We start from the raw sequence: 23,854 nt of genomic DNA, 5'->3' as shown, positions 1-23,854 counted from the left end.
TTCGCGTGCGGTCGCTGCTCTTTGGCCCATATCCGCGTCTTGTGACGGTGCCCGTGGGCACCCTCTTTTACTTGCCGTTCAGGCTATCGCCGTTATTTGACAAAACTGTGACAGCATCGGAATTGCCACAAATACCGGGACGATGCCTCACCAATAAACGGCATTGGTGCAGCCGTCTTGGGCGATGGCTTTACGCGTGCCAGGAAGGCAGCGCTGCGAAGATCCCGGTCAAATGGCGTTTCTGGATTCCGACGACGTCCGGATCGTCATGGCGGCGACCCCGGCAACGACACACGCGAGTCCCAGCCAAGCTGACGTAGATAGCGATTCCCCGAGAAACACGACGCTTATCGCGACGCCGATGGGAACGCGCAGATAGGCTTGCGCGGTGGTACCGACCGACCCGAGTGTTTGTACGAGTCGAAAGTAAATCACGAACGCGATCGCGGTAGAAAAGAGGGCGAGTGCCGCAAGCGCCATCAGGGATTGCCACGAAGGATGGAGTGTCCAGGGACGGTCAACCAGCAGACTGACAGGGACGAGCAGGGTCGCACCGACAATCAGCGAACCCGCAGCAGGAATGGCTGGCGAGAGGCCAGCGAAGGACCGTCCGTAGATCGCCGCCGCGGCATAGCAAACCGTCGCTGTAACGATCGCCAGTTGTGGAACCAGCTGCTGCCCGAGTCCTCCGAATGCGCTGACGCCAACGACCAGGCATATCCCGGCAAGCCCCGAGACGACGCCGAACGACTTGCGCACTGTCATTCGTTCGTGGCGAGTGATAAGCCATGTTCCGAGAAACGCCATGACCGGCGAGGCCGAATTCAGGATCGTCGCCAAACCCGCGTCCACCGAACGCTCGGCCCATGCGATGAGCGTGAAAGGAACGACGCTGTTCAACAACGCCTGCACGAAGAAACGACGCCATACAGCGGGATCGCGCGGCATTGAAATACGCTGAACTCGCATCCAGAGCAGCAAGACCGATCCGGCAATTAACGTTCTCGCCGCGATGAGCGTTAGCGGAGGAATCGTAGCGACGCCGATTTTGATAAATGTGTAGGACGCGCCCCATAGGGTCGAAAGCGTCAGGAGCAACGTCAGATCAAGAAAGGCGTTGGGTTCGCTCGTCGCGGTCGTGCGTGTTTGCGCCAATTCGTTCTCGCCATGAAGGGGGTCGGGATCCACGCGGCTTGTGAGGCGCCGGATGAGGTGGATTATGCGAGCGCCCCCGGCACGAATGCTTCAGCTTGGCGTTAAATGTGGATCGCCGCTACGCCGAAAGGCGGCTTCGGGTCGAAAGCTACCGCGCCTGATCCGCGGCAACCCGCTTTGCGTCCAAACACGAATCGACCGCCTTGACGAGGTCAAAAAAAACGGCAACGCCGTAAAGCGTTGCCGTTTCCGCAGAGCTCGCCGTCGGACGGTGAACCGTCCCCCAGCGTCCTCAAATGCGTTTGCGCACGATGACCGATTACCAGGCCGTCACGACCGAACCACCGAACTTCTGCTCGATGAATGCCTTCACTTCCGGCGAATGGTAAGCCTTGATCAGCTTGGCCACCCACGGCTTGTTCTTGTCGGCCGAGCGAATCACGAGCACGTTGGCGTACGGGCCATTGGCGTCTTCGATGGCGATCGAATCCTTCTTCGGGTTCAGACCGGCTTCCATCGCGAAGTTGGTGTTGATGACGGCCACGGCGACGTCGTCGAGCGAGCGCGGCAGTTGGGCGGCGTCCAGTTCCACGAACTTCAGCTTCTTCGGGTTTTCGGCCACGTCGATCGGCGTTGCCTTCAGACCGGCGTCGGCGCGCAGCTTGATGAGACCCTGCTTTTGCAGCAACAGCAGCGCACGGCCGCCGTTGGTCGGGTCGTTCGGCAGCGACACCTTGTCGCCCGTCTTCAGATCGGCCAGCGACTTGATCTTCTTCGAATAGATGCCCATCGGGAAGATCACGGTCTTGGCGATCGATTCGAGCTTGTAGCCGCGATCCTTCACCTGCGCGTCGAGGTACGGCTGGTGCTGGTAGCTGTTCACGTCCAGATCGCCCGACGACAGGGCCGCGTTCGGCTGCACGTAATCGCTGAACTCGATGACCTTGATGTTCAGGCCGTCCTTGGCCGCGACCTTCTTCACTTCGTCGAAGATCTGGGCGTGCGGGCCGCCCGTGACACCGACCTTCAGATTGACAGCGTCAGCCGCCGTCGCGGTAGCCGCGAATTGCGTGGCGAAAACCGTAGCGGCACCAACTCCTGCCAGCAGCTTGAAAAGCGTACGACGTTGCATGGAAAACCTCGCGTGTGTGAATGAAGTGCCGGACTCGTCGGCCCGGCGACATTGTTATGTGGGACGTATTACTTGTGGCTCAGTCGACGCACCAGCCAGTCGCCGAACGTCTGCACCAGTTGCACGAAAACGATCAGGATCAGCACGACGGTGATCATGACTTCCGGCAGGAAGCGCTGATACCCGTAGCGAATCCCGAGATCGCCCAGACCACCGCCGCCGATGGCGCCGGCCATTGCCGAATAACCGACCAGGCTCACGAACGTGATCGTCAGACCGGCCACGATGCCGGGCAGCGCCTCGGGCAGCAGCACCTTCATGACGATCTGACCCGTCGTCGCGCCCATCGACTGGGCGGCCTCGATCAGGCCGCGATCGACTTCACGCAGGGCCGTTTCCACAAGACGCGCGACAAACGGGGCCGCGGCGATCGTGAGCGGCACCACTGCCGCCATCGTGCCGATGGACGACCCGACGATCAGTCGCGTGAACGGAATCACGGCCACCAGCAAGATGATGAACGGCGTGGAGCGCACGGCGTTGACGAGGATCCCGACGATGCGGTTGGTCGGCAGGTTCTGCAACACGCCGTTACGGTCCGTCAGATACAGCAGCACGCCCAGCGGCACGCCCACGACAGCACCGATCAGGCCCGAGATCCCGACCATGATGAGCGTCTCCCAGAACGACGAGACGAACAGATCGAACATTTCACTCCACATGGCTCAGCTCCTCGACAACCACGCCTTCACTGGCGAGGAACGCCATGGCTTCAGCCACACGGGCCGGTGTGCCGCCCGCCATCACGGCAAGCGATCCGAATGCCTGCCCCTGGATCTCGTCGATCTGGCCATGCAGGATGTTGAAATCGAGTTCGTAGCGGCGAATCGCCTCGGACAGCAACGGCTGGTCGACGCCCGCGCCCGAAAACGCCAGCCGGTACAGGTGATCGTGACCGTTACCAATGCGCGACGCCACGCGCTCGCGCACGCCTGCGGGCAACTCCTGCGCAATCACGTCGCCGATCAACGCACGGGTCACATCGTGACGCGGACGCAGGAATACGTCGATCACGGCCCCCTGCTCCACCACGCGACCGGCATCGAGCACAGCGACGCGGTCGCAGACCTGCTTGATGACTTCCATCTGGTGCGTGATCAGCACGACCGTCAGGCCCAGTTCGCGGTTAATCCGCTTGAGCAGTTCGAGAATCGAGCGGGTCGTCTCCGGATCGAGCGCCGACGTGGCTTCGTCCGAGAGCAGCACTTGCGGTTCGCTGGCGAGCGCGCGGGCGATGCCCACACGCTGTTTCTGGCCGCCGGAGATCTGCGACGGGTAGCGGTCCTTCTGCGCCGTCAGGCCCACAAGCTCCAGCAACGGCAGCACTTTGCCGCGAATCTCGGCGGCCGACATGCCCGCGAGTTCGAGCGGCAGCGCCACGTTCTGATAGACCGTGCGCGAGCTGAGCAGGTTGAAATGCTGGAAGATCATACCGATGCGGCGACGCGCCTGACGCAGGTCGTCCGCCGACAACGACGTCAGATCCTGACCGTCGACCCGCACCGTGCCGTCGCTCGGACGGTTCAGCAGGTTGATGACACGCACGAGCGTGCTCTTGCCGGCGCCGCTTCGGCCGATGATGCCGAAGACTTCGCCACGCTGGATCGACAGGCTGATATTGGAAAGCGCGTCGATCGGCCCCTTGGGTCCAGCGAAACGCTGGGTAATGTTCTGGAGTTCGATCATGCAAAAAAATAGCAGCCCCACTGCAAAACCGCCCGCAGTGCCGCCGCCAAGACTCTATTTAGCGCAAAGGCGACATTCTAGCCCATGCGCCTAAATAGTTGAAAATAATAAAATTTGATCTCTTTATATGGATTTTAGGAGGTAAGGAATCGACGACCGCCAACGGGCGAATTCAGGCCTGCCGGCCGGTCGCAAATTCGTCGAGTACCTCGATGACCCGGTCGAACTCCAGCGATTTGTCGAAAAAGTACTGCACACCCAGTTGCTGGCAGCGTTTGCGGTACGTCGCCAGGGCGTAATTCGTCAGGACGATGGCCATGAGCTTTTCCAACATGCCGCTGTCGTGCAGATACGACAGGACGTCCATGCCCGAGCCGCGCCGGAGCTGGATATCGACGATGACCGCGTCGAAAGAATCGCTTTCCAGGGTGCGAACCGCGTCATCGGCCGTCTCCGCCACACCTGTGACCTCGAGCATCCCGGTCGATCCGAGTGCTTCGGACAGGCTCTCGCGAATCACCGCCGAATCTTCGATCAGCAGCACCTTCAAGGGCAAGCGGGACCCCGTAAGCGTTGCCGCGTTCCCGGTTGACATGACAGCCTCTCTATCAACTTATCAAGCCGTTCTTGAGCGCATATAGCGTCAGGTCGGCATTGGTTTTCAAATGCATCTTTTCCAGCACCCGCGCACGATAGGTGCTGACGGTCTTCACCGACAAATGCAGCTCGTCGGCGATTTCAGTGGGCGTACGCCCCTGAGCGAGCTTGCAGAACACCTGAAACTCGCGCTCCGAGAGCTGCTCGTGCATCGGTTCGTCGACCGGCTTGTCGAGCTTCTGCGCCAGCAGGTCCGCCGTGACTTCACTGACATAACGGTGACCGCGTGCGACCGTGCGAATCGCCCGGATGATTTCCTCGGGCGCCGCGTCCTTCATCAGATAGCCATCGGCCCCGGCGCGCAGCAGATTCACCGCGTATTGCGCTTCCGGATAGGTCGACAAGAACAGGACACCCTGCTCGGGTCTCAACTGCTTGATCACGCGCAGGGTGTCGATGCCGTTCTTGTCAGGCATGGCGATATCCAGCAGCACGACATCGAATTCGGTTTCTCGCACGGCACGAATCACCTCGTCCCCGCTCGCGGCCTCGCCCAGCACCTCCATATCCGACTCGTCGGCGATGAATTGCTTGAAGCCGGTACGAACGATGGCGTGATCGTCGGCAATCAGGATTTTTATTGTCAGTGACATCTAAGCTCCAGAGACTGTCCCCGTCGGCCTGCTGACCGCGCTCGAACGATTTCGGTACGCGTGCCATGGCCGTCACTCCCGGTCGAGCAGATCCCGCATATCGTCGGCATGCTCTTCCTCGACAGAGAGGATTTCTTCGAGCATACGACGCGTCGTGGTATCCCGGTCGCCCAAATAATGAATCATCTCGCGGTAACTCTCAATCGCAATACGTTCTGCCACGAGATTTTCTCGAATCATGTCCCGCAGGCTGGTACAGGCGACGTATTCGGCGTGGCTGCGCGACGACAGGCTGTCGGGGGAAAAATCGGGCTCGCCGCCCAGTTGCACGATGCGCGTCGCAATGCGATCCGCGTGATCCTGCTCCTGGGCCGCGTGCTCGGCGAATTCGGCCGCTACCGGCTCGGCATGAATACCGGTGGCCATGAAATGGTGACGCTTGTATCGCAGCACGCAGACCAGTTCGGTCGCGAGCGCATCGTTGAGCATATGCACGACCGCGTCGCGATCGGCGCGGTAGTCCTCCGTGACAGCACCGTCATCGAGGTGCTCACGGGCACGCTCGCGCATGGCGCGAACGTCGATTTCGAATTCATCACCCGCGTGCTGGCTGTGACCATTACCGGTCATCGCGTGCTTGGTGCGCTTGGCGTGCTGTTTGGCTTGCTTGGCGGTATGCATTGGCGAATCCTCCTGTAGCGGTTTGTGCGTCGGACGGGGTTACGAAGGGAACGATGGGAACCATAGGAACCGTGGGAACGCGCGCGCCGGATATGGCGAAGGGCGGCCATTGCCGCCCCGCGTTCCCTGACGGTGACTATCGTCGGACCACCCCGAAGAGCAGCGTGACCAGAAAGATCACCAGGAAGATGAAGAACAGGATCTTCGCGATCTCGGCGGCACCCGCAGCGATTCCCGTAAAGCCGAAAACTGCGGCAATCAACGCGATCACGAAAAAAACGACGGCATAGTGAAGCATCGCAACCTCCTTGAATGGTGATGGCTAGTCGACGATCTTCTTGGCGACGGTCAATCCAAGCAGCAGGAAGATCACGAACAGGACCAGGAACAGAACGAACAGAATCTTCGCGATCCCGGCCGCACCCGCAGCGATCCCGGTGAAGCCCAACAGGCCGGCGACGATGGAGATCAGTGCGAACAACAAAGCCCACTTCAACATGGCGTTCTCCTTGTTTATTGCTTCATTTCCCGGAGACTTTTCCGGCTCCCCATGGCTGGCACGTCTCGTATCTGGGGGGATCGATGATCCTGATCGCCCACATACGAAGCGCGTGAACCACAGGGCGCTGAATGAATAGTAGAAAAACGCCGCTGACGGGACTGCCCGCGCGGCGCTGGTTTTTGCGTAGGAATTGGCTGACAATTGCCCGAAAGGTGCAGTTTTCGCCGTATTATCGAAGCATCCGACGTCGTCTTATGCTGTTGCACGTCGCACGATATCGGGCAGGAAGGCCATCGCCGCACTTCGACATACGCCCGCCAATCCCCTATCAACGCCAATCAAGGCCCCCATTTCCCAATGCCCCGATTTACGTCCTGGTTGCGTCGCAGAAGCTGGATCATCGCCATGATCGCCGCGATCGTCATCACGGTCGGCAGTCTGATCGGGCTGGAATCGGCGCACCGCCGTCTCGCGTCCACTTACGAAAGCGCGCTGCAAAACATGATGGCCGCCAACGAACTCAACGAGATCATTGCGCGCACATCGACCGTGGTGGCAAGTCAGCGCGGCTATCTGCTCACGAACAATCCGGCGTATCTCGATCCGTATCTCTCGGCCGTGCGACGCATTCGCGATCTCTCGGCACTCATCATCCAGCACTATCAGGATGTTGGCGACGATCAGGCCACACGCGAATTCGCGCGGGTCATGAAAGTCTTCTCCGAGCGCATTACGGCGATGGATACCGCGCGTGCGGCCGTCACGCAGGGCGAGATGTCGCTCGACGAAGCGCTCTCCCCCTCGAGACTGGGCATCGGGACAATGGAGCCCGTGCAGACCGGCATCACCGATCTGTACAACCGCGAACTGGCGCGGGCGCGCACGGCGCAGGACGACGGCCGCTTCGATCAGGCTATTTCGGCCGTGAGTGCCGGGGCCCTCTCGGTGCTGACGATTCTGCTGTTCGTACTGCTGTTCCGCTCGCTCGGCAAGCAGATGCGGCAGGAGCAACTGGCGCGCGATCAACTGCACGAGCAGCAGGCGCATCTCGACCGCCTCGTGCGCGAGCGCACCGAACAGCTCGACGAGCTGGCCACTCACTTGCAGAACGTCAGCGAAGATGAAAAGACGCGCCTCTCGCGCGAATTGCACGACGAACTGGGCGCGATTCTCACCGCGTGCAAGATGGACGTCACGTGGGTGCATCACAAGGTGCGCAGCGTCGATCCGGTCATTGCAGAAAAGCTCGCACGTGCGCAGCGCAATCTCGACTCCGGCATTCAGATAAAGCGTCGCATCATCGAGAACCTGCGCCCGACCGTGCTGATCAACTTCGGACTCGTCACGGCCCTGCGCTCGCTCTCCGAAGAGACGGCCGATCAGCAGCACTGGCAACTCGATCTCGATCTGCCGGAAGAAGACTTCGCATTACCCGAGTCGACGGCCATCGTGCTGTTCCGCGTGGCGCAGGAGGCGCTCACGAATGCAGGCAAATACGCGCGTGCCACGCAGGTGCGCGTAGCGCTGGCGTGCGACGACCAGCGCGTAAGACTCGAAGTCATCGACAACGGTATCGGCCTCACATCCGATCAGTTCAACAAGCCCAAAACGCACGGCCTGTTTGGCATGCGTCAGCGCGTATCTGCCAAGGGCGGACGCATCGACATCCATTCGCTGCCGCAGCGGCTCGGTACCGAAATTCAGGTGGTGCTGCCGCTGTGCAATCCGGCAGACGCCCCCGAAATCGCCACAGAAGTGACGGAAAGCACCGAGCACACCGAGCGTCCGGTCAGTCCTGTCACTCAAGCACCGTCGACGACCAACGCCTCGAACGCCGCCACCGCCCCCACCGACGATAAGACCGGCGAGCCGTCGTCCGGCACGCCGGCGCAGCCTCCGCACCCGCCAGTCGGAATGCACTGACAGTCCAACCCGACTCCGCCTACACCGCGACGAAAGCGCGGCTGACAGCGCGAACACTTCGCACTCCCTACCATGGAATCACCTGCCAACGCCCTGCGGGGCGCGGTATGTGAACCCTACCCACCATGATAAGGAGTTGCTATGAACTCGGATCTGATCAAGGGCAAGTGGAACCAGCTCAAGGGCGAAGCAAAGAAGCAGTGGGGCAATCTCACCGACGACGATCTGCTCAAGATCGAAGGCAATCGCGACAAGTTCGTCGGCGTGATTCAGGAACGTTACGGTAAGGCCAAGGCCGATGCCGAGCGCGAAGTCGACACGTGGAACAACCAGCACAAGCTCTGGTAATCCGGCGTCGCGGCGCCCATAGCGCCCTCGGGCCGCTCACGCAGGCCAAGCTCGCCGGGAGGTGAGCCACGGTCCTCCCCTCGCGCTTCCCATGCGCCTCGAACGACAACATCTCTCCAAGGAGAAATCAAAATGAAACGATTGATCGCCATCGCTCTGCTTTCGGGCTTCGCACTGGGCCTCGCCGGCTGCAACACCATCCACGGCGCAGGTAAGGACGTCGAGAAGGGAGGCGAAGCCATTCAGGGCGCCGCCGACCGTAACAAGTAACGATTGCCGCGCCACGCCGCCCCCTGGCGTGGCGCATCCCCCGGTTGCCCCCAGCGACACACCGGATCCCCCGGATCCACAATACGCGGCGCTCGACGTCGCGCCTCATGCTCGCCAAATCCCCAGCCAAGGAGGACTCTGAGATGTCACATCGAATCGCCATGAATGTCCTGACCTGCGCCTGCATCGCGGCAGCAGGCATGCTGAGCACCACGGCAGCCAGCGCGGCCGATGCCGCCGCCAAGGACCGGTACGACGCCGCGCAGAAATCCGCCGAAGCGGACTACAAGGCTGCCGCCGCGCGTTGCGACGACATGAAGGACAACGCGAAGAAGATCTGTGTCGAAGATGCGAAGGGCAAGGAGAAGATCGCCAAGGCCAACGCAGAAGCCGACTACAAGCAAACGCCCAAGGCGCGCTACGATGCCGCCGTCGCCAAGGCAGATGCCGACTACAGCGTCGCCAAGCTGCGTTGCGATGACAAGAAGGGCAACGACAAGGATGTCTGCGTGAAGGACGCCGACGCCGCCAAGACCAAGGCCTATGGCGACGCCAAGGTCATGCGCACCAGCCGTGAATCGTCGAAGGACACCATGGCCGCACGCCAGGATGCCAACGCCGATGCCAACAAGGCCGAGTACAAGGCCGCGATGGAGCGTTGCGACAGCCTGACGGGCAACAGCAAGGACAGTTGCGTCGCCGAAGCCAAGACGCGCTATCACCAGTAAGCAGGGCCGTCTCCGAAATTTCCCCAAATTTTCGCGAACGGTCACCCAGGTTTGGCAGGGAGGAGACGGCGTCCCACGCGAGTATCGCTGGACGCCGGCAACGGGCGAATGCTGCGCAAGTGGCATTCGCCCGCTGTTTTTGTGCGACACGCCGCCATCGCCATGTAAATGAATGTAACAAGTGTCGCGCAACGACACGCTCTGCGCGGTCGGTGCGTGGCGGGGCGATGTCAACCGAAACCAGCGCAAAGCGTTGATTCTGCATAGAATAGGGGCCTGATACACACGTTTGGCGGCCGCTTTTCTACGCCCGAACGTTCCCCACACCGCCCCGGTTCGCATACTTTGCAACAATTGCGACAGGACCGCGTTTCGGAACTTCAGTAAAGTAAAGCCAAGGAATCTGACGAATCAGGGTGCCGGCGGGCACCGGGCGCGTCGAGCGGCATGGTGCCGTTCGGGCGCTGTCATCAGTACGCTGCCAAGTCCGCAGGAGAAATGTCATGAAAACCAAGTTTGCCGCCCTTGCCATCGCCGGGGTCGCGCTCGCCGCGGGTGCGATCGGAACGGCGCAGGCTCACGTCTCGGTCGGGATCGGTATCGGTGTACCGCTGATCGCGCCGGCCCCGGTCTATGCGCCGGCCCCGGTGTACGTCGCGCCGCCCCCGCCGGTCTACGTCGCACCGCCGCCGCCCGTCTACGTGGCACCTGCGCCGGCCTATTACGGCCCGCCGCCGGTGTACTACGGTCGTCCGTACGGTGGCTATTACGGTCGTGGCTACTGGCGTCATGGCCGCTGGTACGGCTATTGATCGACGGCCGAGCCAGGCACATCCGGCATCGAATGGAAAACGCGCCGCCGACGGCAATGTCGGCGGCGCGTTTTGTTTATGACACTTGCGGGTGCAATGTGTCAGCGCGCCACGCGATAAGCGATCCGGAAACCGCCCCAGTGCCGCCCGTTCACGTAAATCGGCGCGGATGCATCCTTCATCACGACAAACTCGCCGCCGCCCATATCGCGACGATACGTTTGCAGCAACAGCGGTTTGGTATTGCGTCCGGCTGCCGCCCCGGTGCGATCGTTGAACAGCCGTCGGTTACGGCAATGCGCGGCGTTCCAGACCGGGTCGTTCGTCGGCGCCTGCGAAAACTTGCGGTTATGCGTGGGCAGATAACCATTCTCGTCGACGGCCGCACAGAAGGTGATGCGCTCGTTCATGCCGAGTAGCGGCTCCTGAATCGCGGGCAGTGTCTCGTCGGTAAAGCGCGTGAAGCGCGCCATCAACTGTTGCGGGTTGGATCCGGGAATCGGCTCGTAGCGCCGGTCGAACAGTTCCTGCTCGCTGATCTTCCCCTTGGCCAGCGCCGCCTCGAAACTTTCCCCGACCTGCCTGGCTGCGCGACGCACCGCGCGAATGAACGGCGTGTCTTCGGTTTCGACGTCCGCCTCGGCAATCAGGCCGATCAGGTGCTCGGATACCGACAGCAGACCGTTGATACGCTCACGCGCGCTTTCGACGTGATCGGCCGAATGCGTCACACCATCGGCCATCTCATCGACGTGCGCTGCGAGCGTGCTGCATTCGTTTTCGATAGCTTCGCTCGCCTGCGCGATCTGTCCCGCCTGACGATCGAACGTGTCGAGCGCGCTGCCTGCCGTCTCGATCACGCTGGCGATGGCGCGCGTGCCTTCGCGGGCATCGTTGGCGCGCGCGACGTTGGCATTGCTCTCGCGCATAAGACGTTCGGTACGCTCGCCTAGCGCAGCGAGCGTGTGCTCGATCTGCTGCGTGGCCTCGGCGGTCTTGCTCGCGAGTAGCTTTACCTCCGTTGCGACGACGGCGAAGCTGCGTCCCGCCACACCGGCGCGCGCCGCTTCAATGGCCGCGTTCAGGGCAAGCAGGTTCGTCTGCCGGGCGATGACGGAAATGCCTTCGGCCACTTTGCCGACGTGATCGAGCGCTTCGCGCAGCCCCGATATCTCGTCCGCCATACCGGAAACGCCTTCGACCAGCCCGTGGATCGACGCAAGCGATGCGTCTGCCGTGCTGCGCGATGCCGAAATTTCGGCGCTCGCGCGGTCGGCGACATCGCGCGCCTCACGTGCTGCGCTGGCAATGCGCTGATTGCCTTCGCTGGTGTCGGTGGCTGCGCGACGAAGCTCCTGAAACACTTCGGCCTGTCGCTTGATCCGGACGGCGATTTCATCGACGTTACCGGCGATATCGCACAACTCCACCCCGAGGGTGCCCGCATTGGCGGCCACCTCGCTCATGATGTTGACGGTCTGCGCGGCTCCCCTTGAGCGCGTGAATAGCCCCATCGTCAGTCTCCTCGCATCTCTGATCTGCTTGTTATGACGAGGGCGGGACGGTCGCCGGAACTGCCGAAAAACGTAAAACGCCGGGTAGACGTCTGCGCCACACGTTCGGGCCTCTGTTGACCCTGTGTCGAAAAGTATAACGGGAGAAAAAACGGCCGACTTGAGGGTTTCTTCGCGTGGTTTTCACCCACTCAGGCCTTGTTTTCCCCGCACTTTCGACGCTTTCGATGTTATGCGGCCACACTCTCACGCACGGCTTACGCGGGACTTACGGCAGCGTCAGGACGCGGCAGCGACGCTATCGTCGCTATTGACGCTATTGGCCCCCGCCACCGCACGGCGCAAAGCCTCGCCCACGGCGATGACCAGATCCCCGGCATCGCGGCGGCGCAGCAGGGCGACTTCGCTGTCGGCATCGGCTTCCTCCAGCGCCACGCGGCAGACGTCCGATCCGGCCAGCGCGGCCAGACTCTCAGGCACGATGGCAACCCCGAAGCCGGCCGCGACCAGATGAACGAGCGTCGCCTTGCGCGAGGTAGCCACGGCAGCCGTGGGGAAGAATCCATGTTGCTGGCACAGCTGCGCCACGCGATAGCTCAACCCGCCGCGCTCGCGATGCGGCAGCGAGACGAACGGCTCCGCAGCAAGCGCCGCCACGCTCACCGACGCTCTTGACGCCAGCGCATGCCCCTTCGGCACGAGCAATAGCAGACGCTCGCGCGCCATCGTCTCGCAAACGAGCGTCGGCGCGGGGCGCAGTACCGGCAATCGAACGAGTCCGACGTCGATCCGTCCCGCTTCGATCTCGTCTTGCTGCTGCTCGGACGACAACGTCGAGATATCGACGTTCACCCCGGGATGCGCGCGCAGATGCTCGTATAGCGCCGATGGCAGCGCCCCGGCAAACGGCACCGAGCTGGAATGCGCGAGTCGCACCGTGCCCTGCTCGCCGCGCGCCACACTGCGGGTGAGCGCCACGGAGCCTTCGAGTTCGGTAAGCACGCGTCGCGCTTCGCCCACGAACGTGCGACCGGCGGGGGTGAGCGTCACCCCCTTGGAGGAGCGTTCGAGCAGCACCGCCTGCAATTCCCGCTCCAGTTCGGAGATTTGCCGGCTCAGTGCGGATTGCGCGACGAAAAGACGCTCCGCCGCCGCGCTGAAACCGCCCGCGTCGACCACTTCGAGGAAATACCGCAACTGCCGCAGCGACACCATGACCATGCCGTTTCGAGATCGAATATCGCCACATTCTATATTGGCGCGACACCCTCACGCGGCCCTAAGCTGACGGAAAACCCGCGTGCTCTCGGTCTACGCGGCCCGCAGCTTCTCGTCCTGACGTCTGTCGAAACGTCCCTTCGCCACTATGCTTTCAACGCTGTCCACCGCCCTGCCCGACACCCTCGCTACGCTGACGGCCGCCCTTCCGACGCCGGGCCACTGGCTGCTGATGAGCGCCGCCCTGGTCGTCGCGTATGTGATCTTCGGCGTCGCGGGCTTCGGCACGGCGCTCGTCGCCAGCCCGATCCTCGCTTACGCGATGCCCGTGGCGCAGATCGTGCCGATGCTCGCGCTGCTCGACTTCGGCGCAGCGTCGGGCAACGTGGTGCGCAACGCGCGCGCGGCGGATACAGACGAACTCAAACGTCTGGTACCCGCGCTCGTGCTGGGCAGCCTGATCGGCGGCGCGTTGCTGTTGCACCTGCGCCCTGACGTTCTGCTGCGGGCGCTCGCGTGGTTCGTGTGCGCCTACGCGATCTTTGCGCTGATCGGCCCACGCGCGAAATCGCGTCTGTCGCAGGCGTGGGCGGTGCCGTTCGGCGCGCTCGGCGGCATGTTCGGGGCGATGTTCGGTAGCGGCGGTTTCGTCTTCGCGATCTATCTGACGAGCCGGTTGGAGCGTGTCGAAGCCATGCGCGTGACGCAGGCGACGCTCATCAGTCTGAGCACCCTCGTGCGCGCCACCTTGTTCCTGTTCGCGGGGGTCTATGCCGACGTGTCGATGCTCGTCACCGCGGTCTCGCTCGTTCCCGCAATGGTCGTCGGCATGTGGGTCGGCAAGCACATCACGCTGCGCCTTTCACGGCAGCAGTTCGTGAAAGCAGTGAATGTCGTGGTGCTGGCAGCGGGTATCGCGTTGCTGATCCGCAGTCACTGACCGTTCTCGCTGTGGGTTCGCGATGTCGGTTCGCGCGGTTCGATCAGCGAGGGTCGGTTATGCTGACGGCCGTTCTCCCCTGATCGTCTCGCGACGCCCCCCGTCATGTCCCTTCCTGCCTTGCTGGTTTTCGGCGAAGCCCTTACCGATCTGATTCGCCAGCCGGACGCCGAGGGTCGCCAAGGCCAGCAAAATAGCCAATGGGTGAGTCGCGCGGGCGGTGCGTGCTGGAACGTCGCACGCGTGAGCGCTGCGATGGGCGTAGCAACGGGTTACGGCGGCGCGATCAGCACACATGCCCCATTCGGCACCGAACTGCTCGCCCTGTCCCGTGACGCCGGACTGGACGAGCGCTATTGGCAAGCTGTCGATGCGCCACCGCTCGTGGCCGTCGTGCATCGTCACGATCCCCCCGCGTACTTCTTTCTTGGCGAAGGCGCCGCCGATCTGGCCTTCGATCCAGGCGCGCTGCCCGATGGCTGGCAAGACGCCGCCCGTGTCGCCCACTTCGGCTGCATCAGCCTCGTGCGCGAGCCGCTGGCGGGCACGTTGCTCGACCTCGCGGCGCAATTGCACGCGCGCGGCGTCGCCATCAGCTTCGATCCGAATCTTCGCAATCTGATGGGACCGGACTACTTCGCGACGTTCGCACGCATGGCGAAACTCGCCACGTGGCTCAAGTTGTCCGTGGAGGATCTGCGCGGCCTGTATCCCGCGCGGACCGACGTCGATGCACTGGCAGACGTGCGTCGCCTCGCGCCGCAGGCTGACATCCTGCTGACGGACGGCGAGCGCGGCATGCGACTCTCGCTGGCCGACGGCACGACGCTCGTCCAACCCGCCTATCCCGTGGATGTGGCCGATACCGTCGGCGCGGGCGACGCCGCCATCGGCGGGTGGCTTGCCAGCCGCTCGCGCGCGCCTGAAGCCCCCGTAACCGACCATTTGCGGCGCGCTGCGGCGGCGGCCGCCCTCGCCTGCACCCGTACCGGCGCGCATGCGCCGGACTGGGATGCGGTCGAGCAGCTCATCGCCTCACGACGTCCCCTCTGAGCGCCGTTCGCCACTCAAGCCACTCAAGCCAATCATCCGAATAATGGCTATGATGAGAGCCAATCATCACCATAGCCGATAAATTCGACGATATGACGCCGGACCAATTGCTGACATTCGCAACGGTGGCCGAACTGGGCAACATCAGCCACGCGGCGCAGGCGCTGCACCTGTCGCAGCCTGCGGTCTCCGGGCAGTTGCGGCTGTTGCAGGAGTCGTTCGGCGAGCCGCTCTACCGGCGTGACGGACGCGGTATCCGCCTGACGGCCGTCGGCGAGCAGGTCGCGGTGTACGCCAACAAGCTGCGTCAGGACTACCGTCAGGCGATCGCACTGCGCGACAGCCTGCGCGGGCTGGAGACCGGCGCGCTACACATCGGTGCCAGTACCACGCCCGCGAGCTACTTGTTGCCATACGTCATCGCGGAATTCCACCAGCGCTACCCGGCCGTGGCACTGCACATCATCGACGGCAACACCAGCGAGATCGTCGCGCAGCTCGACCGGCTCGACGTGGCCTTCATCGAAGGCGCGGTGCCGCCGGGGTTGTCGCCGGAGATTGCGGTGCGTCCGTGGCGTGACGACGAGATCGTCGCGATTGCACGCGCCGACCATCCGCTGGCGCAGACGCCCGAGGGGGCCTCGTTGCAGGCCATCGCCGCCTATCCGCTCATCATGCGCGAGCCGGGGTCCGGCGTGCGGGCGCTGGTCGCGCGCGCGTTCTCGGTCTCCGGGCTGGAGCCACGGGTGGCGCTCGAACTGGCGGGGGTGGAAAGTATCAAGGAAGCGGTGCGCGCGGGGATGGGCGTGGGTTTCGTCTCGGCAATGTCGATGCGCCATGAAGACGCCGCGCTCGCCACCGTACGCATCGATCCGCCGCATGGCCTCAAGCGCCTGCTGACGGCGCTCGTGCCGCATGCCGATGCCTTATCGCGCCCCACCGAGCGCTTTCTCGCACAATGCTTCGCAGGGGACGCCACCGATCCGGCCGCCTTGCGGTGACACGTGACGACGACCCCATCGTACGCCGCACGGCACTCGTCGCATCGCGAACCGGACCGGCGCGCCGAACCGGCCTCCTCCGGTCCTGCTTCAAATCGTTTTCAAGCCTTTTTCATGTCATTTGAAATCCCACGCCATCTGCTCGGCCACCGACGTCGACTCGGATGAGCGCACGCACACGTCCAGGTAATCGGTGACCGACGGCGGCGGCGGCGTGCCTTCGGACAGCAGACGACGGTTGTCGAACACATAGTCGAGCGCCGCGAACGCGCCGTAGCGTCGCAGTGCCTTGGCCATCAGACGGCTGTTGCCGTGTCCGAGCTGACGCGCCAGTGCAGGCGTCAGACGGTCGATCTCGGTGTCTGCGATATGACGGAAGCGTTCGCCCAGCGGCGCCACGCCACGCGCCTTCGCCAGCGCCGCCTCGATCTCGCGGATGGTGCGCGCACTGCCCTCGCCCGCCGACACGTGATACAGGTCGTGACGCAGACGCGGCAGGAACGCCAGATCGATCAACGCATCGGCGCAGTAGTCGACAGGCACCACGTCGAGGCGGTCATCCAGCCCACAGGTGAAGGCGCCGAGCAACTGCACCATCCGGAACATCCAGAAGATGCTGCCCGACGGCTCGCAACCGAGACGCGTGTGCCCGACCACGATGGACGGCCGCGCGATCACCAGCGGCAGGCCCGGCCATTCCTTGCGCAAACGCCGTTCGGCTTCCGCCTTGGATGCCGTGTAGGCGACCACCTGATGATCGGCAAGCGCCAGTTCGTGCGATTCCTTCACAAGCCCCGAGAGCGAATCGCCGCAAGCCATGGCTGTGCCGACGTGCACGAAGCGCTCCAGCACCGGTGACGCGGCCACCGCACGCGCGAGCGCCAGCGTGCCGCTCACGTTGACCGTGTCGAGCTGCGGATGCGCGGAGAAGCTGGCAATCGCACCGGCGTGAATCACGTGCGTGACGCTGCGCATGCGCGGGTCGTCGTCGAACGTCACCGGCTGTGCAAGGTCACCGCACACGATATTCGCTTCGGTCAGCGTGAGCCGGTGGACGGGCGCGACGCGAAAACGGTCCATGGCGGCGCGCACGCGGGCAAGACCGTCGCTGCTGGTACGCGCACGCACGAGCAGCAACAACGACGGACCAAAGCCGTCCTTGAGGAGTTGGGCGACAACGGCGCCGCCCACAAAACCGGTACTGCCGGTGACGAGAATTCGCATGGCTTGGGCCTCGCAACACTAGGGGAAACGAAACCGCGACGTCAGAACGTGTAGTCGAGCGTGGCGGCGACCTGATAGTTGGTCTTCTTGAAAACGATGGGACTCTTCGACGCGTTGCCGGTGTAGCGCATCACACCGCCCGCGACCGTGGTGCTCCAGTGCTTGGTGAACTTGTGTGTCCAGTTGGCCGTGAGGCTCACGCCGTACAGACCGCCGCCCGGCGCGTATTGCCGGTAGCCGGAGTTCAGGCTCTGATTGGCCGTCACACCGAAATAGGTCTGCGCGTACTTGCCGCTGGCGAAATGCGCTGCGGCACCAACGCCGACCGAATCTGCCGCCGACTGATAGACCACGCTGTCCACCGCGAAGCGATAGACGTTGCCGCGATCGCGGTTGGTCAGCGGAACGTCGGTCGCCACACTCACGACCGCCAGATCGCCGATGGCGTAACCGGCTTGCAGCGTGGTGAAGAGCGAGCCTTTGATATCGCCCATGCCGCGCAGCTTGTCGGAACCGGCATCGAGCCCCTTGGGGTGGTCCTTGCGACCGCCGTCGTACGACAGCGCAGCAGACACGAAGAAACCGGCGGGCAGCGACAGGCGATAGCCGATGCCGCTCAGTCCGACGAACACGCCGAAAGGCGTTTGCAACGCGAGATTCAGCGCAGGCGTGGCGTGGTATTCATCGCTGCCCATGTAGCGGGGCGAATAGCCGACACCGCCGCCGACGGTGAACTCATAGCCGCTGTCCGACGCATTGGTCGGCAGGCTCTGATCCTGCTGAATGCCGCTGTAGCGTGCCGGTTCGACGGCATACGCCTGCGAAGCGATACCGGCGAACAGCAGTCCCGCCGCACCGGCCGCTGCAAACCGATGCAGATGACGATGGCGTTGCTCGCGTTGCGCCGTGCGAAGGTCGCACGCTGAGTTGCGCGTTGATTTGCGGGCTGAGTTGCTGTGGCGGATTTTCATGGCACTCCTACAAGATCCGATAAATGTTTGAATTTCGATTGCGGGGGTTGGCATTGCGATCGACGGATGCAGACGGATGGATCGCAAGGTGATCGCATAGTAGGAAAGAAGCCGCCGCTTGGCTGTTATCCGATTTAGGAGAGTTGTGAACAAATGTTTTCATTTGTTCGCAGGTTTGAAACGTCCGCCCGGCGGGGCTTTCGGGCAGTAAAATGCGCTTCACCGGAGTGCCGCCGATGGCGTGCGGCACCGCACAACAGGAAAGGAATACCGGCCATGTACCGAGTCTTGCTGGTCGAGGACGATGCGCGTCTGGCCGCACTCGTCACCGAATATCTGCACGCCTACCGCTTCGAAGTGGCGGTCGTGGGCGATGGCTCGCGTGCCCTGGAGCGTTTTCGCGCGTTTTCGCCGGACATCGTGGTGCTAGATCTGATGTTGCCCGGCATGGACGGCATGGAAATCTGCCGCCAATTGCGCGCGATCAGCGCCACGCCGATTCTCATCCTCACGGCACGCGAGGACACCTACGATCAGGTCGCCGGCCTGGAGGTCGGCGCGGACGATTACGTCGTCAAGCCGGTGGAGCCGCGTCTGCTGCTCGCACGTCTGCGCGCGTTGTTGCGACGTGCCGTGCCGATGGCCGAGGTGGAAGTCGAGAGCGACGACGGGCTCACCTTCGGGCAGTTGCGCATCGTTCCGCGCGATCGCATGGTGTTCTGGCGTGGGGCGAGCGTCGAATTGAAATCGAACGAGTTCAGCCTGCTGCTGATTCTGGCGCGGGGTGCGGGGCGTGTCGTCACGCGTGATGAAATCCTCCAGCAACTGCGCGGGATCGAATTCGACGGCATCGATCGTACGGTGGACGTGGGCATTTACCGGTTGCGTAAGCGCTTCGAAGACACCGATGGCGAGCCGCAACGCATCAAGACTGTTTGGGGCCGGGGTTATCTGTTCAGCCCGTCCGCCTGGGAGAGTTGACGCATGTTTCGCGTGCTTTTGAAGTTGTACGCGCTGGTCGGCATCTCTGTCGTCGCCGCGATTCTGATCATCACTTACACGTTCGGCCATCTGTTCATGGACACCATGAACCGCTCGGCGCAGACGCAACTGGGCGGCTACGCGTGGCTCATCAACGAGAAACTTGCCGACATCCCGGAGTCCGAGTGGCCGCAGTTCATCGCCGAATTCGCATCGAAGACGCAGGACACGCTGGAGCTCAAGCCGCTCAAGGACTTTCCGGTCGAGCGTGAGTATCTCCGCCACGAACTGGAAGCAGGATTGCCGATCGTCAACGGCACCGACGGCGAGCATTACGCCATGCGCCTGCGCGATTCGCAGTGGGTATTGACCTCCGCGAGCGGCACCGACCTGAGCATGAAGCAAATCAACTACCTGGCCTATGCGGTGGTGGCGTTACTGATGCTGATCGCGGTCCTCACGTGGGTGCGCTGGTACTGGTCCGATCTGAAGTCCCTGAACCGTGCTGCGATTCGTTTTGGTGAAGGCGATTTCAGTTCACGGGCGAAGGTGTCGAGCTTTTCGAATCTCACGGCGCTGGTGGGCGTGTTCAACACGATGGCTGATCGCATCGAGCGTTCCATCAAGACGCAGAAGGACATGATCAATGCGGTGTCGCACGAACTGCGCACACCGATCGCACGGCTGGATTTCGGGCTGGAGATCTTGCAGCAGCGGCGTCACGACGCCGATGCCGACGACCGGATCAATGCGCTCAAGGGCGACATTCGCGAGTTGGACGAACTCGTCACCGAGTTGTTGTCGCTCGCGCGTCTGGACCAGATCACGGCACCGCCGACGCGTCAGTGGGTGTCGTTGCGACTGATGTTCGACAGTCTGGCGGCGAACTGTACGGAAGTGCTGGCGGCGCGCTCCATTGCGCTGGACATCGCGGCGGAGCCGGGTGCCGATCGGGTGGAGGTCGAGCCGAAGCTGTTGGCGCGGGCGGTACAGAACCTGCTCAACAATGCGATGCGGCACACCTCGCGACGCATCGTTTGCGGGGCGAAGACGAGCGAGAACGGCGAGATCGTGATTTACGTCGACGACGATGGCGAGGGCGTCCCGGCGCCGGAGCGTACCCGCATCTTCGAGCCGTTCCATCGTCTGGACAGTAGCCGCAATCGCGCGACGGGAGGCTTCGGTCTGGGGCTGGCCATCGTACGCCGCATCGCCCTGCTCCACGGCGGCCGCGTGGGCGTCGAAACCTCCCCCCTCGGCGGCGCACGCTTTACGATCACCTTGCCGGCCAATCATTCGACTCCGTTCAGCCCGGCGCTGTGAGTGTCGGCCGCATCACAGGCTTGTCGCGTTATTTAATTGCAGAAAATTAGAGTTTCTCGTTAGTTTCTGCAATTAAATAACGCACCCTCCCCTCATTTCCCTCATCCCCCTCAACGGCCGCCACGCCCTCCTAGGTCGGCCAACCGAATGCGCTCCCCTTCCGTTGGGATAACGATGCATTGTCATTTTCACGACATGTTGGCCGCTTACATTGGCGGCTCAATTTAATCCCAAAGAGGACCTTGTCATGAAACCCAACCTCCGCATCGCGGCGGCCGGGGGCTGTCTGGCGTTCGCCAGCTGCCTGCCCATGCCCGCTCTGGCCCAGTCTCACGTTCAGCTCTACGGGCTGATCGACTCGGGTGTCGAATTCCTTACCAACGCCGACAAGAACGCCGCCGGCAATACCGTCAGCCTCTCCCGTATTACCTCGGGCAACCTCGCCGGTTCGCGCTGGGGTATCAAAGGCACCGAAGACCTCGGTGGCGGCAACAAAGCGTTCTTCCTGCTCGAAAACGGCTTTAACCTCGCCAGCGGTCAATCGCTTCAGGGCGGGCGCGAGTTCGGACGTCTGGCCTACGTCGGCCTGTCGAACAAGTCCGTCGGCGCCTTCTCGATCGGCCGTCAGGGCGGTGTGTTCCTCGATTGGGTTTCCAAGTTCAACCCGCTCAACAACGCCGTCTACGCCATCAAGATGCAAGACACGGCGTTCTCCGACCGTCTGGACAACAGCCTGCGCTACACCGGTAAGTTCGGTGACTTCAAAGGCATGATCCAGTACTCGAAGGGCTACGACGACGTGAGCTTCGGCGCCGCCAGCACCACGCCGGGCGACAACCGTCGCGCGCAGGTCGTCGATGCCGGTATCCGCTACGCCAACGGCCCGCTGTCGTTCGTGATCGCCTACGACCAAAAGAACGGTGGATCGACGCTGCCGAACGCCGCCATGACCGCAAAGGTCGGCGGGTACGAAGGCAACATGGACCGCCGTATCGCCGCCGCCGTGCAGTACTCGCTGCAAAGCGTCGATCTGTACGTCGGGTACCGTTACCTGAACGCCAAGGCCATCCACCTCTCGGCCCTGAACAAGAGCCCGGTGGAAGCGTCGAGCTACTACTGGATCGGCTCGACGTGGCACGCCACGCCCGCGGTCGACCTCTCGGCCACCGCCATGTATCAGGACTTCTACGGCACGAACCGTGATCCGCTGTCGTTCCAGGTCAGCGCCGACTACAGCTTCTCCAAGCGTACCGACGTCTACCTCAACCTGGGCTACGTCGTGAACCGCAACGGCTCCGATCTCGGTCTGAACGGTTTCGGCACCAATGTGGTCGCCGGCAAGAACCAGTTCGGTACGATGGCCGGTATCAAGCACACGTTCTGATGACGAGCGACACCCGCCCTTCGCAAGACGGCACGACGCCGTCGCGCGCGGGCGTGTCCGTGTCGCTGCGCGCGCTGCACCAGACTTTCGGTGCGGCGCGCGTGCTCGACGGCATCGACATCGATGTCCCGGCCGGCACCACGACCGCCCTGCTCGGCCCCTCGGGATGCGGCAAGAGCACCCTGCTCAAGCTGCTCGCCGGCCTGCTCGCCCCCACCGGGGGCGAAATCCATTTCGACGATACGGTGGTTGCCAGCGCCAACGTGTGCCACGCCCCCGAATTGCGCTCGCTCGGCATGGTCTTTCAGGACTACGCCCTGTGGCCGCACATGAGCGTGGCCGCCAACGTGGCGTTCCCGCTGGAGATGCGCGGCGTGAAACGCGCTGAGCGCGCCGAGCGTGTCGAAGACGCGCTCTCGCTCGTGGGCCTCGCAGGTCTCGGCAACCGTCGTCCGCAAGCGCTCTCCGGCGGCCAGCAGCAACGCGTCGCCCTCGCGCGCGCCATCGTCTCGGCGCCCCGTCTGCTGCTGTTCGACGAACCGCTATCCAACCTCGACCGCGATCTGCGCACGCGTTTGTGCGCCGATATCGGCGCGCTGCTCTCGCGTCTGGGCACCACCGCTGTCTATGTGACCCATGACCGCGAAGAAGCCGAGGCGCTGGCCGACCAGATCGTGATCCTCGCCCACGGGCGCGTTGACAAACGTATTACGAGGTAGCCCATAATGCTCCACCGCAAAATTATCGCGACACTCACCATGGCCTTTGCTGCAAGCGTCGGCGCGCAACATGCGCATGCGCTGACCGTCTATACCGCCGGCCCCGGCAACCTCAGCAAGAAACTCGCTTCGGGTTTCGAGAAGAAGACCGGCATCAAAGTCGATGTCTTTCAGGCCACGACCGGCAAGGTGATGGCCCGCATCGAAGCCGAACAGGCCAACCCGCGTGCCGACGTGCTCATCTCGGCCTCGTGGGATACCGCACAGGATCTGGAAAAGCGCGGCTGGCTCGCCCCGTTCCAGAGCGCCAACGCTTCGCGCGTGCCGGCCCCGTTCAAGACAACGCACTACGTCGCGCAAGGTCTCTCCGCGCTCGGCATCGTGTGGAACGCCAAGTCGGGCACGCCGGAACCGCACGACTGGCGCGACCTCACCAAGCCCGCTTATCGCAATCTCGTGACAATGCCGGACCCGGCCCTCTCGGGCGCATCGGCCGACCTGTTGCTGGGTCTGCAAGCGCGTCTGGGCAACGAAGCCTGGAAACTCTTCGACGACCTCAAGCAAAACGGCATGGTCGTCTCGGGTCCGAACGCGCAAGCGCTCAACCCGGTGCTGCAAGGCGCGAAGGCGGCCGTGTTCGGCGCGGTCGACTACGTCGCGTACGCGGCAGCGGCCAACGGTGAAGCCGTGAAAGTGCTCTTCCCGACGAGCGGCACGGTCATCGCCCCGCGTCCGATGATGATTCTGAACACGTCGAAGCAGCAGAACGAAGCGCGTCAGTTCATCGATTACGTGCTCTCCGAAGAAGGCCAGCAGATGGTCGCCGAAGCGTGGCTGATTCCGGCGCGCGAAGACATCGCCATCAAACGCGCCTCGTTCAAGGATCTGCGTCTGCTGCCGCAAGGCGACGCGCAATCGTCGAGCGCATCGCGCGCCGAAGTGCTGGCACGTTTCGCAAAACTCAACGGCCAGCACTAAC

26 protein-coding genes are annotated in these 23,854 nt (G+C 63.0%); 13 read left to right on the top strand and 13 right to left on the bottom strand.

All coding sequences use genetic code 11. The features are described from left to right. Positions 1-228 precede the first annotated feature (228 nt). The 9 genes from A9762_RS11625 to A9762_RS11585 all read right to left on the bottom strand — a co-directional run bounded on the left by A9762_RS11625 (position 229) and on the right by A9762_RS11585 (position 6,463). Positions 229-1,155: a DMT family transporter gene (locus tag A9762_RS11625; protein ID WP_069342192.1), complete on the bottom strand. Its 927-nt coding sequence runs from the start codon at positions 1,153-1,155 to the stop codon at positions 229-231. Positions 1,156-1,474: 319 nt separating this feature from the next. Next, complete coding sequence (locus tag A9762_RS11620) at positions 1,475-2,287, bottom strand: MetQ/NlpA family ABC transporter substrate-binding protein (protein WP_069342191.1); 813 nt, start codon at positions 2,285-2,287, stop codon at positions 1,475-1,477. A 68-nt stretch (positions 2,288-2,355) separates the two neighbouring features. Further along, the gene (locus tag A9762_RS11615) at positions 2,356-3,009 is read right to left on the bottom strand and encodes a methionine ABC transporter permease (RefSeq protein WP_039400341.1); all 654 of its coding nucleotides are present in this window, start codon (positions 3,007-3,009) and stop codon (positions 2,356-2,358) included. Next, positions 2,999-4,033 carry a methionine ABC transporter ATP-binding protein gene (locus tag A9762_RS11610; RefSeq protein WP_069342190.1) on the bottom strand — a complete coding sequence of 345 codons (1,035 nt, stop codon included), beginning with the start codon at positions 4,031-4,033 and terminating at the stop codon, positions 2,999-3,001. Before A9762_RS11610 ends, A9762_RS11615 begins: the two co-directional genes overlap by 11 nt. A 172-nt stretch (positions 4,034-4,205) precedes the next feature. After that, a complete protein-coding gene (locus A9762_RS11605; RefSeq protein ID WP_069342189.1) occupies positions 4,206-4,628 on the bottom strand; it encodes a response regulator in 423 nt (140 codons plus the stop codon). A 13-nt stretch (positions 4,629-4,641) separates the two neighbouring features. Then, on the bottom strand, positions 4,642-5,283 hold the full coding sequence (locus A9762_RS11600; protein WP_039400349.1) for a response regulator transcription factor: 642 nt from the start codon (positions 5,281-5,283) through the stop codon (positions 4,642-4,644). A 72-nt stretch (positions 5,284-5,355) separates the two neighbouring features. Then, the gene (locus A9762_RS11595) at positions 5,356-5,853 is read right to left on the bottom strand and encodes a bacterioferritin (protein WP_371442826.1); all 498 of its coding nucleotides are present in this window, start codon (positions 5,851-5,853) and stop codon (positions 5,356-5,358) included. Positions 5,854-6,100: 247 nt separating this feature from the next. Beyond that, positions 6,101-6,262, bottom strand: a complete 162-nt coding sequence (locus tag A9762_RS11590; RefSeq protein ID WP_039374862.1) for a DUF1328 domain-containing protein — start codon at positions 6,260-6,262, stop codon at positions 6,101-6,103. A gap of 24 nt (positions 6,263-6,286) precedes the next feature. Further along, positions 6,287-6,463, bottom strand: coding sequence for a DUF1328 family protein (locus A9762_RS11585; RefSeq protein WP_042114863.1), 177 nt, complete (start codon positions 6,461-6,463; stop codon positions 6,287-6,289). Positions 6,464-6,871: 408 nt separating this feature from the next. On the opposite strand from A9762_RS11585, the gene A9762_RS11580 reads away from it, so the two are divergent. The 5 genes from A9762_RS11580 to A9762_RS11565 all read left to right on the top strand — a co-directional run bounded on the left by A9762_RS11580 (position 6,872) and on the right by A9762_RS11565 (position 10,547). Further along, positions 6,872-8,389: a CHASE3 domain-containing protein gene (locus A9762_RS11580; protein ID WP_069342188.1), complete on the top strand. Its 1,518-nt coding sequence runs from the start codon at positions 6,872-6,874 to the stop codon at positions 8,387-8,389. Positions 8,390-8,530: 141 nt separating this feature from the next. Beyond that, entirely contained in the window at positions 8,531-8,737 is a 207-nt protein-coding gene (locus A9762_RS11575) for a CsbD family protein (protein ID WP_039374866.1), read from the top strand. A 132-nt stretch (positions 8,738-8,869) separates the two neighbouring features. Further along, entirely contained in the window at positions 8,870-9,007 is a 138-nt protein-coding gene (locus A9762_RS28090; protein ID WP_039374867.1) for an entericidin A/B family lipoprotein, read from the top strand. A gap of 143 nt (positions 9,008-9,150) precedes the next feature. Next, the gene (locus A9762_RS11570; RefSeq protein WP_206093575.1) at positions 9,151-9,735 is read left to right on the top strand and encodes a hypothetical protein; all 585 of its coding nucleotides are present in this window, start codon (positions 9,151-9,153) and stop codon (positions 9,733-9,735) included. Positions 9,736-10,238: 503 nt separating this feature from the next. Further along, positions 10,239-10,547, top strand: a complete 309-nt coding sequence (locus A9762_RS11565) for a hypothetical protein (protein WP_069342187.1) — start codon at positions 10,239-10,241, stop codon at positions 10,545-10,547. Between the two features lie 101 nt (positions 10,548-10,648). Here A9762_RS11565 and A9762_RS11560 read toward each other — a convergent pair whose 3' ends face one another. Next, a complete protein-coding gene (locus A9762_RS11560; protein WP_069342186.1) occupies positions 10,649-12,061 on the bottom strand; it encodes a methyl-accepting chemotaxis protein in 1,413 nt (470 codons plus the stop codon). Positions 12,062-12,340: 279 nt separating this feature from the next. Continuing rightward, complete coding sequence (locus tag A9762_RS11555; RefSeq protein WP_240493520.1) at positions 12,341-13,282, bottom strand: LysR family transcriptional regulator; 942 nt, start codon at positions 13,280-13,282, stop codon at positions 12,341-12,343. A 145-nt stretch (positions 13,283-13,427) separates the two neighbouring features. On the opposite strand from A9762_RS11555, the gene A9762_RS11550 reads away from it, so the two are divergent. The 3 genes from A9762_RS11550 to A9762_RS11540 all read left to right on the top strand — a co-directional run bounded on the left by A9762_RS11550 (position 13,428) and on the right by A9762_RS11540 (position 16,273). Further along, entirely contained in the window at positions 13,428-14,219 is a 792-nt protein-coding gene (locus tag A9762_RS11550; protein WP_083253843.1) for a sulfite exporter TauE/SafE family protein, read from the top strand. A gap of 105 nt (positions 14,220-14,324) precedes the next feature. Continuing rightward, entirely contained in the window at positions 14,325-15,272 is a 948-nt protein-coding gene (locus tag A9762_RS11545) for a carbohydrate kinase (RefSeq protein WP_069342185.1), read from the top strand. Between the two features lie 92 nt (positions 15,273-15,364). Beyond that, positions 15,365-16,273 carry a LysR family transcriptional regulator gene (locus A9762_RS11540; RefSeq protein WP_069342184.1) on the top strand — a complete coding sequence of 303 codons (909 nt, stop codon included), beginning with the start codon at positions 15,365-15,367 and terminating at the stop codon, positions 16,271-16,273. Positions 16,274-16,390: 117 nt separating this feature from the next. Here the strand turns inward: A9762_RS11540 and A9762_RS11535 are convergent, their stop codons facing one another. Together A9762_RS11535 and A9762_RS11530 are read right to left on the bottom strand one after the other, a co-directional pair. Then, positions 16,391-17,497 carry an SDR family oxidoreductase gene (locus tag A9762_RS11535; RefSeq protein WP_069342183.1) on the bottom strand — a complete coding sequence of 369 codons (1,107 nt, stop codon included), beginning with the start codon at positions 17,495-17,497 and terminating at the stop codon, positions 16,391-16,393. A gap of 41 nt (positions 17,498-17,538) precedes the next feature. Beyond that, positions 17,539-18,468, bottom strand: coding sequence for a MipA/OmpV family protein (locus A9762_RS11530; protein WP_170836228.1), 930 nt, complete (start codon positions 18,466-18,468; stop codon positions 17,539-17,541). A 276-nt stretch (positions 18,469-18,744) separates the two neighbouring features. On the opposite strand from A9762_RS11530, the gene A9762_RS11525 reads away from it, so the two are divergent. The 5 genes from A9762_RS11525 (at position 18,745) to A9762_RS11505 (ending at position 23,853) form a co-directional block, all read left to right on the top strand. After that, positions 18,745-19,449 carry a response regulator transcription factor gene (locus A9762_RS11525; RefSeq protein WP_069342182.1) on the top strand — a complete coding sequence of 235 codons (705 nt, stop codon included), beginning with the start codon at positions 18,745-18,747 and terminating at the stop codon, positions 19,447-19,449. A 3-nt stretch (positions 19,450-19,452) separates the two neighbouring features. Continuing rightward, on the top strand, positions 19,453-20,772 hold the full coding sequence (locus A9762_RS11520; RefSeq protein WP_069342181.1) for an ATP-binding protein: 1,320 nt from the start codon (positions 19,453-19,455) through the stop codon (positions 20,770-20,772). A gap of 247 nt (positions 20,773-21,019) precedes the next feature. After that, positions 21,020-22,156: a porin gene (locus tag A9762_RS11515; RefSeq protein ID WP_069342180.1), complete on the top strand. Its 1,137-nt coding sequence runs from the start codon at positions 21,020-21,022 to the stop codon at positions 22,154-22,156. Then, positions 22,156-22,875, top strand: coding sequence for an ABC transporter ATP-binding protein (locus A9762_RS11510; RefSeq protein WP_069342179.1), 720 nt, complete (start codon positions 22,156-22,158; stop codon positions 22,873-22,875). The genes A9762_RS11515 and A9762_RS11510 overlap by 1 nt, the downstream gene beginning before the upstream one ends. A 39-nt stretch (positions 22,876-22,914) precedes the next feature. Then, positions 22,915-23,853, top strand: coding sequence for an ABC transporter substrate-binding protein (locus A9762_RS11505; RefSeq protein ID WP_240493519.1), 939 nt, complete (start codon positions 22,915-22,917; stop codon positions 23,851-23,853). The last annotated feature ends 1 nt before the right edge of the window (position 23,854 follow it).

This window comes from Pandoraea sp. ISTKB (assembly GCF_001721285.1).
GTDB lineage: Bacteria > Pseudomonadota > Gammaproteobacteria > Burkholderiales > Burkholderiaceae > Pandoraea > Pandoraea capi.
This window is presented reverse-complemented; position numbering and strand designations above follow the sequence as displayed.

Coding starts and splice junctions, on each gene's coding strand:
- A9762_RS11620 (WP_069342191.1), bottom strand. CDS start 2,287: ATGCAACGTCGTACGCTTTTCAAGCTGCTGGCAGGAGTTGGTGCCGCT.
- A9762_RS11615 (WP_039400341.1), bottom strand. CDS start 3,009: ATGTGGAGTGAAATGTTCGATCTGTTCGTCTCGTCGTTCTGGGAGACG.
- A9762_RS11610 (WP_069342190.1), bottom strand. CDS start 4,033: ATGATCGAACTCCAGAACATTACCCAGCGTTTCGCTGGACCCAAGGGG.
- A9762_RS11605 (WP_069342189.1), bottom strand. CDS start 4,628: ATGTCAACCGGGAACGCGGCAACGCTTACGGGGTCCCGCTTGCCCTTG.
- A9762_RS11600 (WP_039400349.1), bottom strand. CDS start 5,283: ATGTCACTGACAATAAAAATCCTGATTGCCGACGATCACGCCATCGTT.
- A9762_RS11595 (WP_371442826.1), bottom strand. CDS start 5,853: ATGCGCGAGCGTGCCCGTGAGCACCTCGATGACGGTGCTGTCACGGAG.
- A9762_RS11590 (WP_039374862.1), bottom strand. CDS start 6,262: ATGCTTCACTATGCCGTCGTTTTTTTCGTGATCGCGTTGATTGCCGCA.
- A9762_RS11585 (WP_042114863.1), bottom strand. CDS start 6,463: ATGTTGAAGTGGGCTTTGTTGTTCGCACTGATCTCCATCGTCGCCGGC.
- A9762_RS11580 (WP_069342188.1), top strand. CDS start 6,872: ATGATCGCCGCGATCGTCATCACGGTCGGCAGTCTGATCGGGCTGGAA.
- A9762_RS11575 (WP_039374866.1), top strand. CDS start 8,531: ATGAACTCGGATCTGATCAAGGGCAAGTGGAACCAGCTCAAGGGCGAA.
- A9762_RS28090 (WP_039374867.1), top strand. CDS start 8,870: ATGAAACGATTGATCGCCATCGCTCTGCTTTCGGGCTTCGCACTGGGC.
- A9762_RS11570 (WP_206093575.1), top strand. CDS start 9,151: ATGTCACATCGAATCGCCATGAATGTCCTGACCTGCGCCTGCATCGCG.
- A9762_RS11565 (WP_069342187.1), top strand. CDS start 10,239: ATGAAAACCAAGTTTGCCGCCCTTGCCATCGCCGGGGTCGCGCTCGCC.
- A9762_RS11560 (WP_069342186.1), bottom strand. CDS start 12,061: ATGGGGCTATTCACGCGCTCAAGGGGAGCCGCGCAGACCGTCAACATC.
- A9762_RS11555 (WP_240493520.1), bottom strand. CDS start 13,282: ATGGTCATGGTGTCGCTGCGGCAGTTGCGGTATTTCCTCGAAGTGGTC.
- A9762_RS11550 (WP_083253843.1), top strand. CDS start 13,428: ATGCTTTCAACGCTGTCCACCGCCCTGCCCGACACCCTCGCTACGCTG.
- A9762_RS11545 (WP_069342185.1), top strand. CDS start 14,325: ATGTCCCTTCCTGCCTTGCTGGTTTTCGGCGAAGCCCTTACCGATCTG.
- A9762_RS11540 (WP_069342184.1), top strand. CDS start 15,365: ATGACGCCGGACCAATTGCTGACATTCGCAACGGTGGCCGAACTGGGC.
- A9762_RS11535 (WP_069342183.1), bottom strand. CDS start 17,497: ATGCGAATTCTCGTCACCGGCAGTACCGGTTTTGTGGGCGGCGCCGTT.
- A9762_RS11530 (WP_170836228.1), bottom strand. CDS start 18,468: ATGAAAATCCGCCACAGCAACTCAGCCCGCAAATCAACGCGCAACTCA.
- A9762_RS11525 (WP_069342182.1), top strand. CDS start 18,745: ATGTACCGAGTCTTGCTGGTCGAGGACGATGCGCGTCTGGCCGCACTC.
- A9762_RS11520 (WP_069342181.1), top strand. CDS start 19,453: ATGTTTCGCGTGCTTTTGAAGTTGTACGCGCTGGTCGGCATCTCTGTC.
- A9762_RS11515 (WP_069342180.1), top strand. CDS start 21,020: ATGAAACCCAACCTCCGCATCGCGGCGGCCGGGGGCTGTCTGGCGTTC.
- A9762_RS11510 (WP_069342179.1), top strand. CDS start 22,156: ATGACGAGCGACACCCGCCCTTCGCAAGACGGCACGACGCCGTCGCGC.
- A9762_RS11505 (WP_240493519.1), top strand. CDS start 22,915: ATGGCCTTTGCTGCAAGCGTCGGCGCGCAACATGCGCATGCGCTGACC.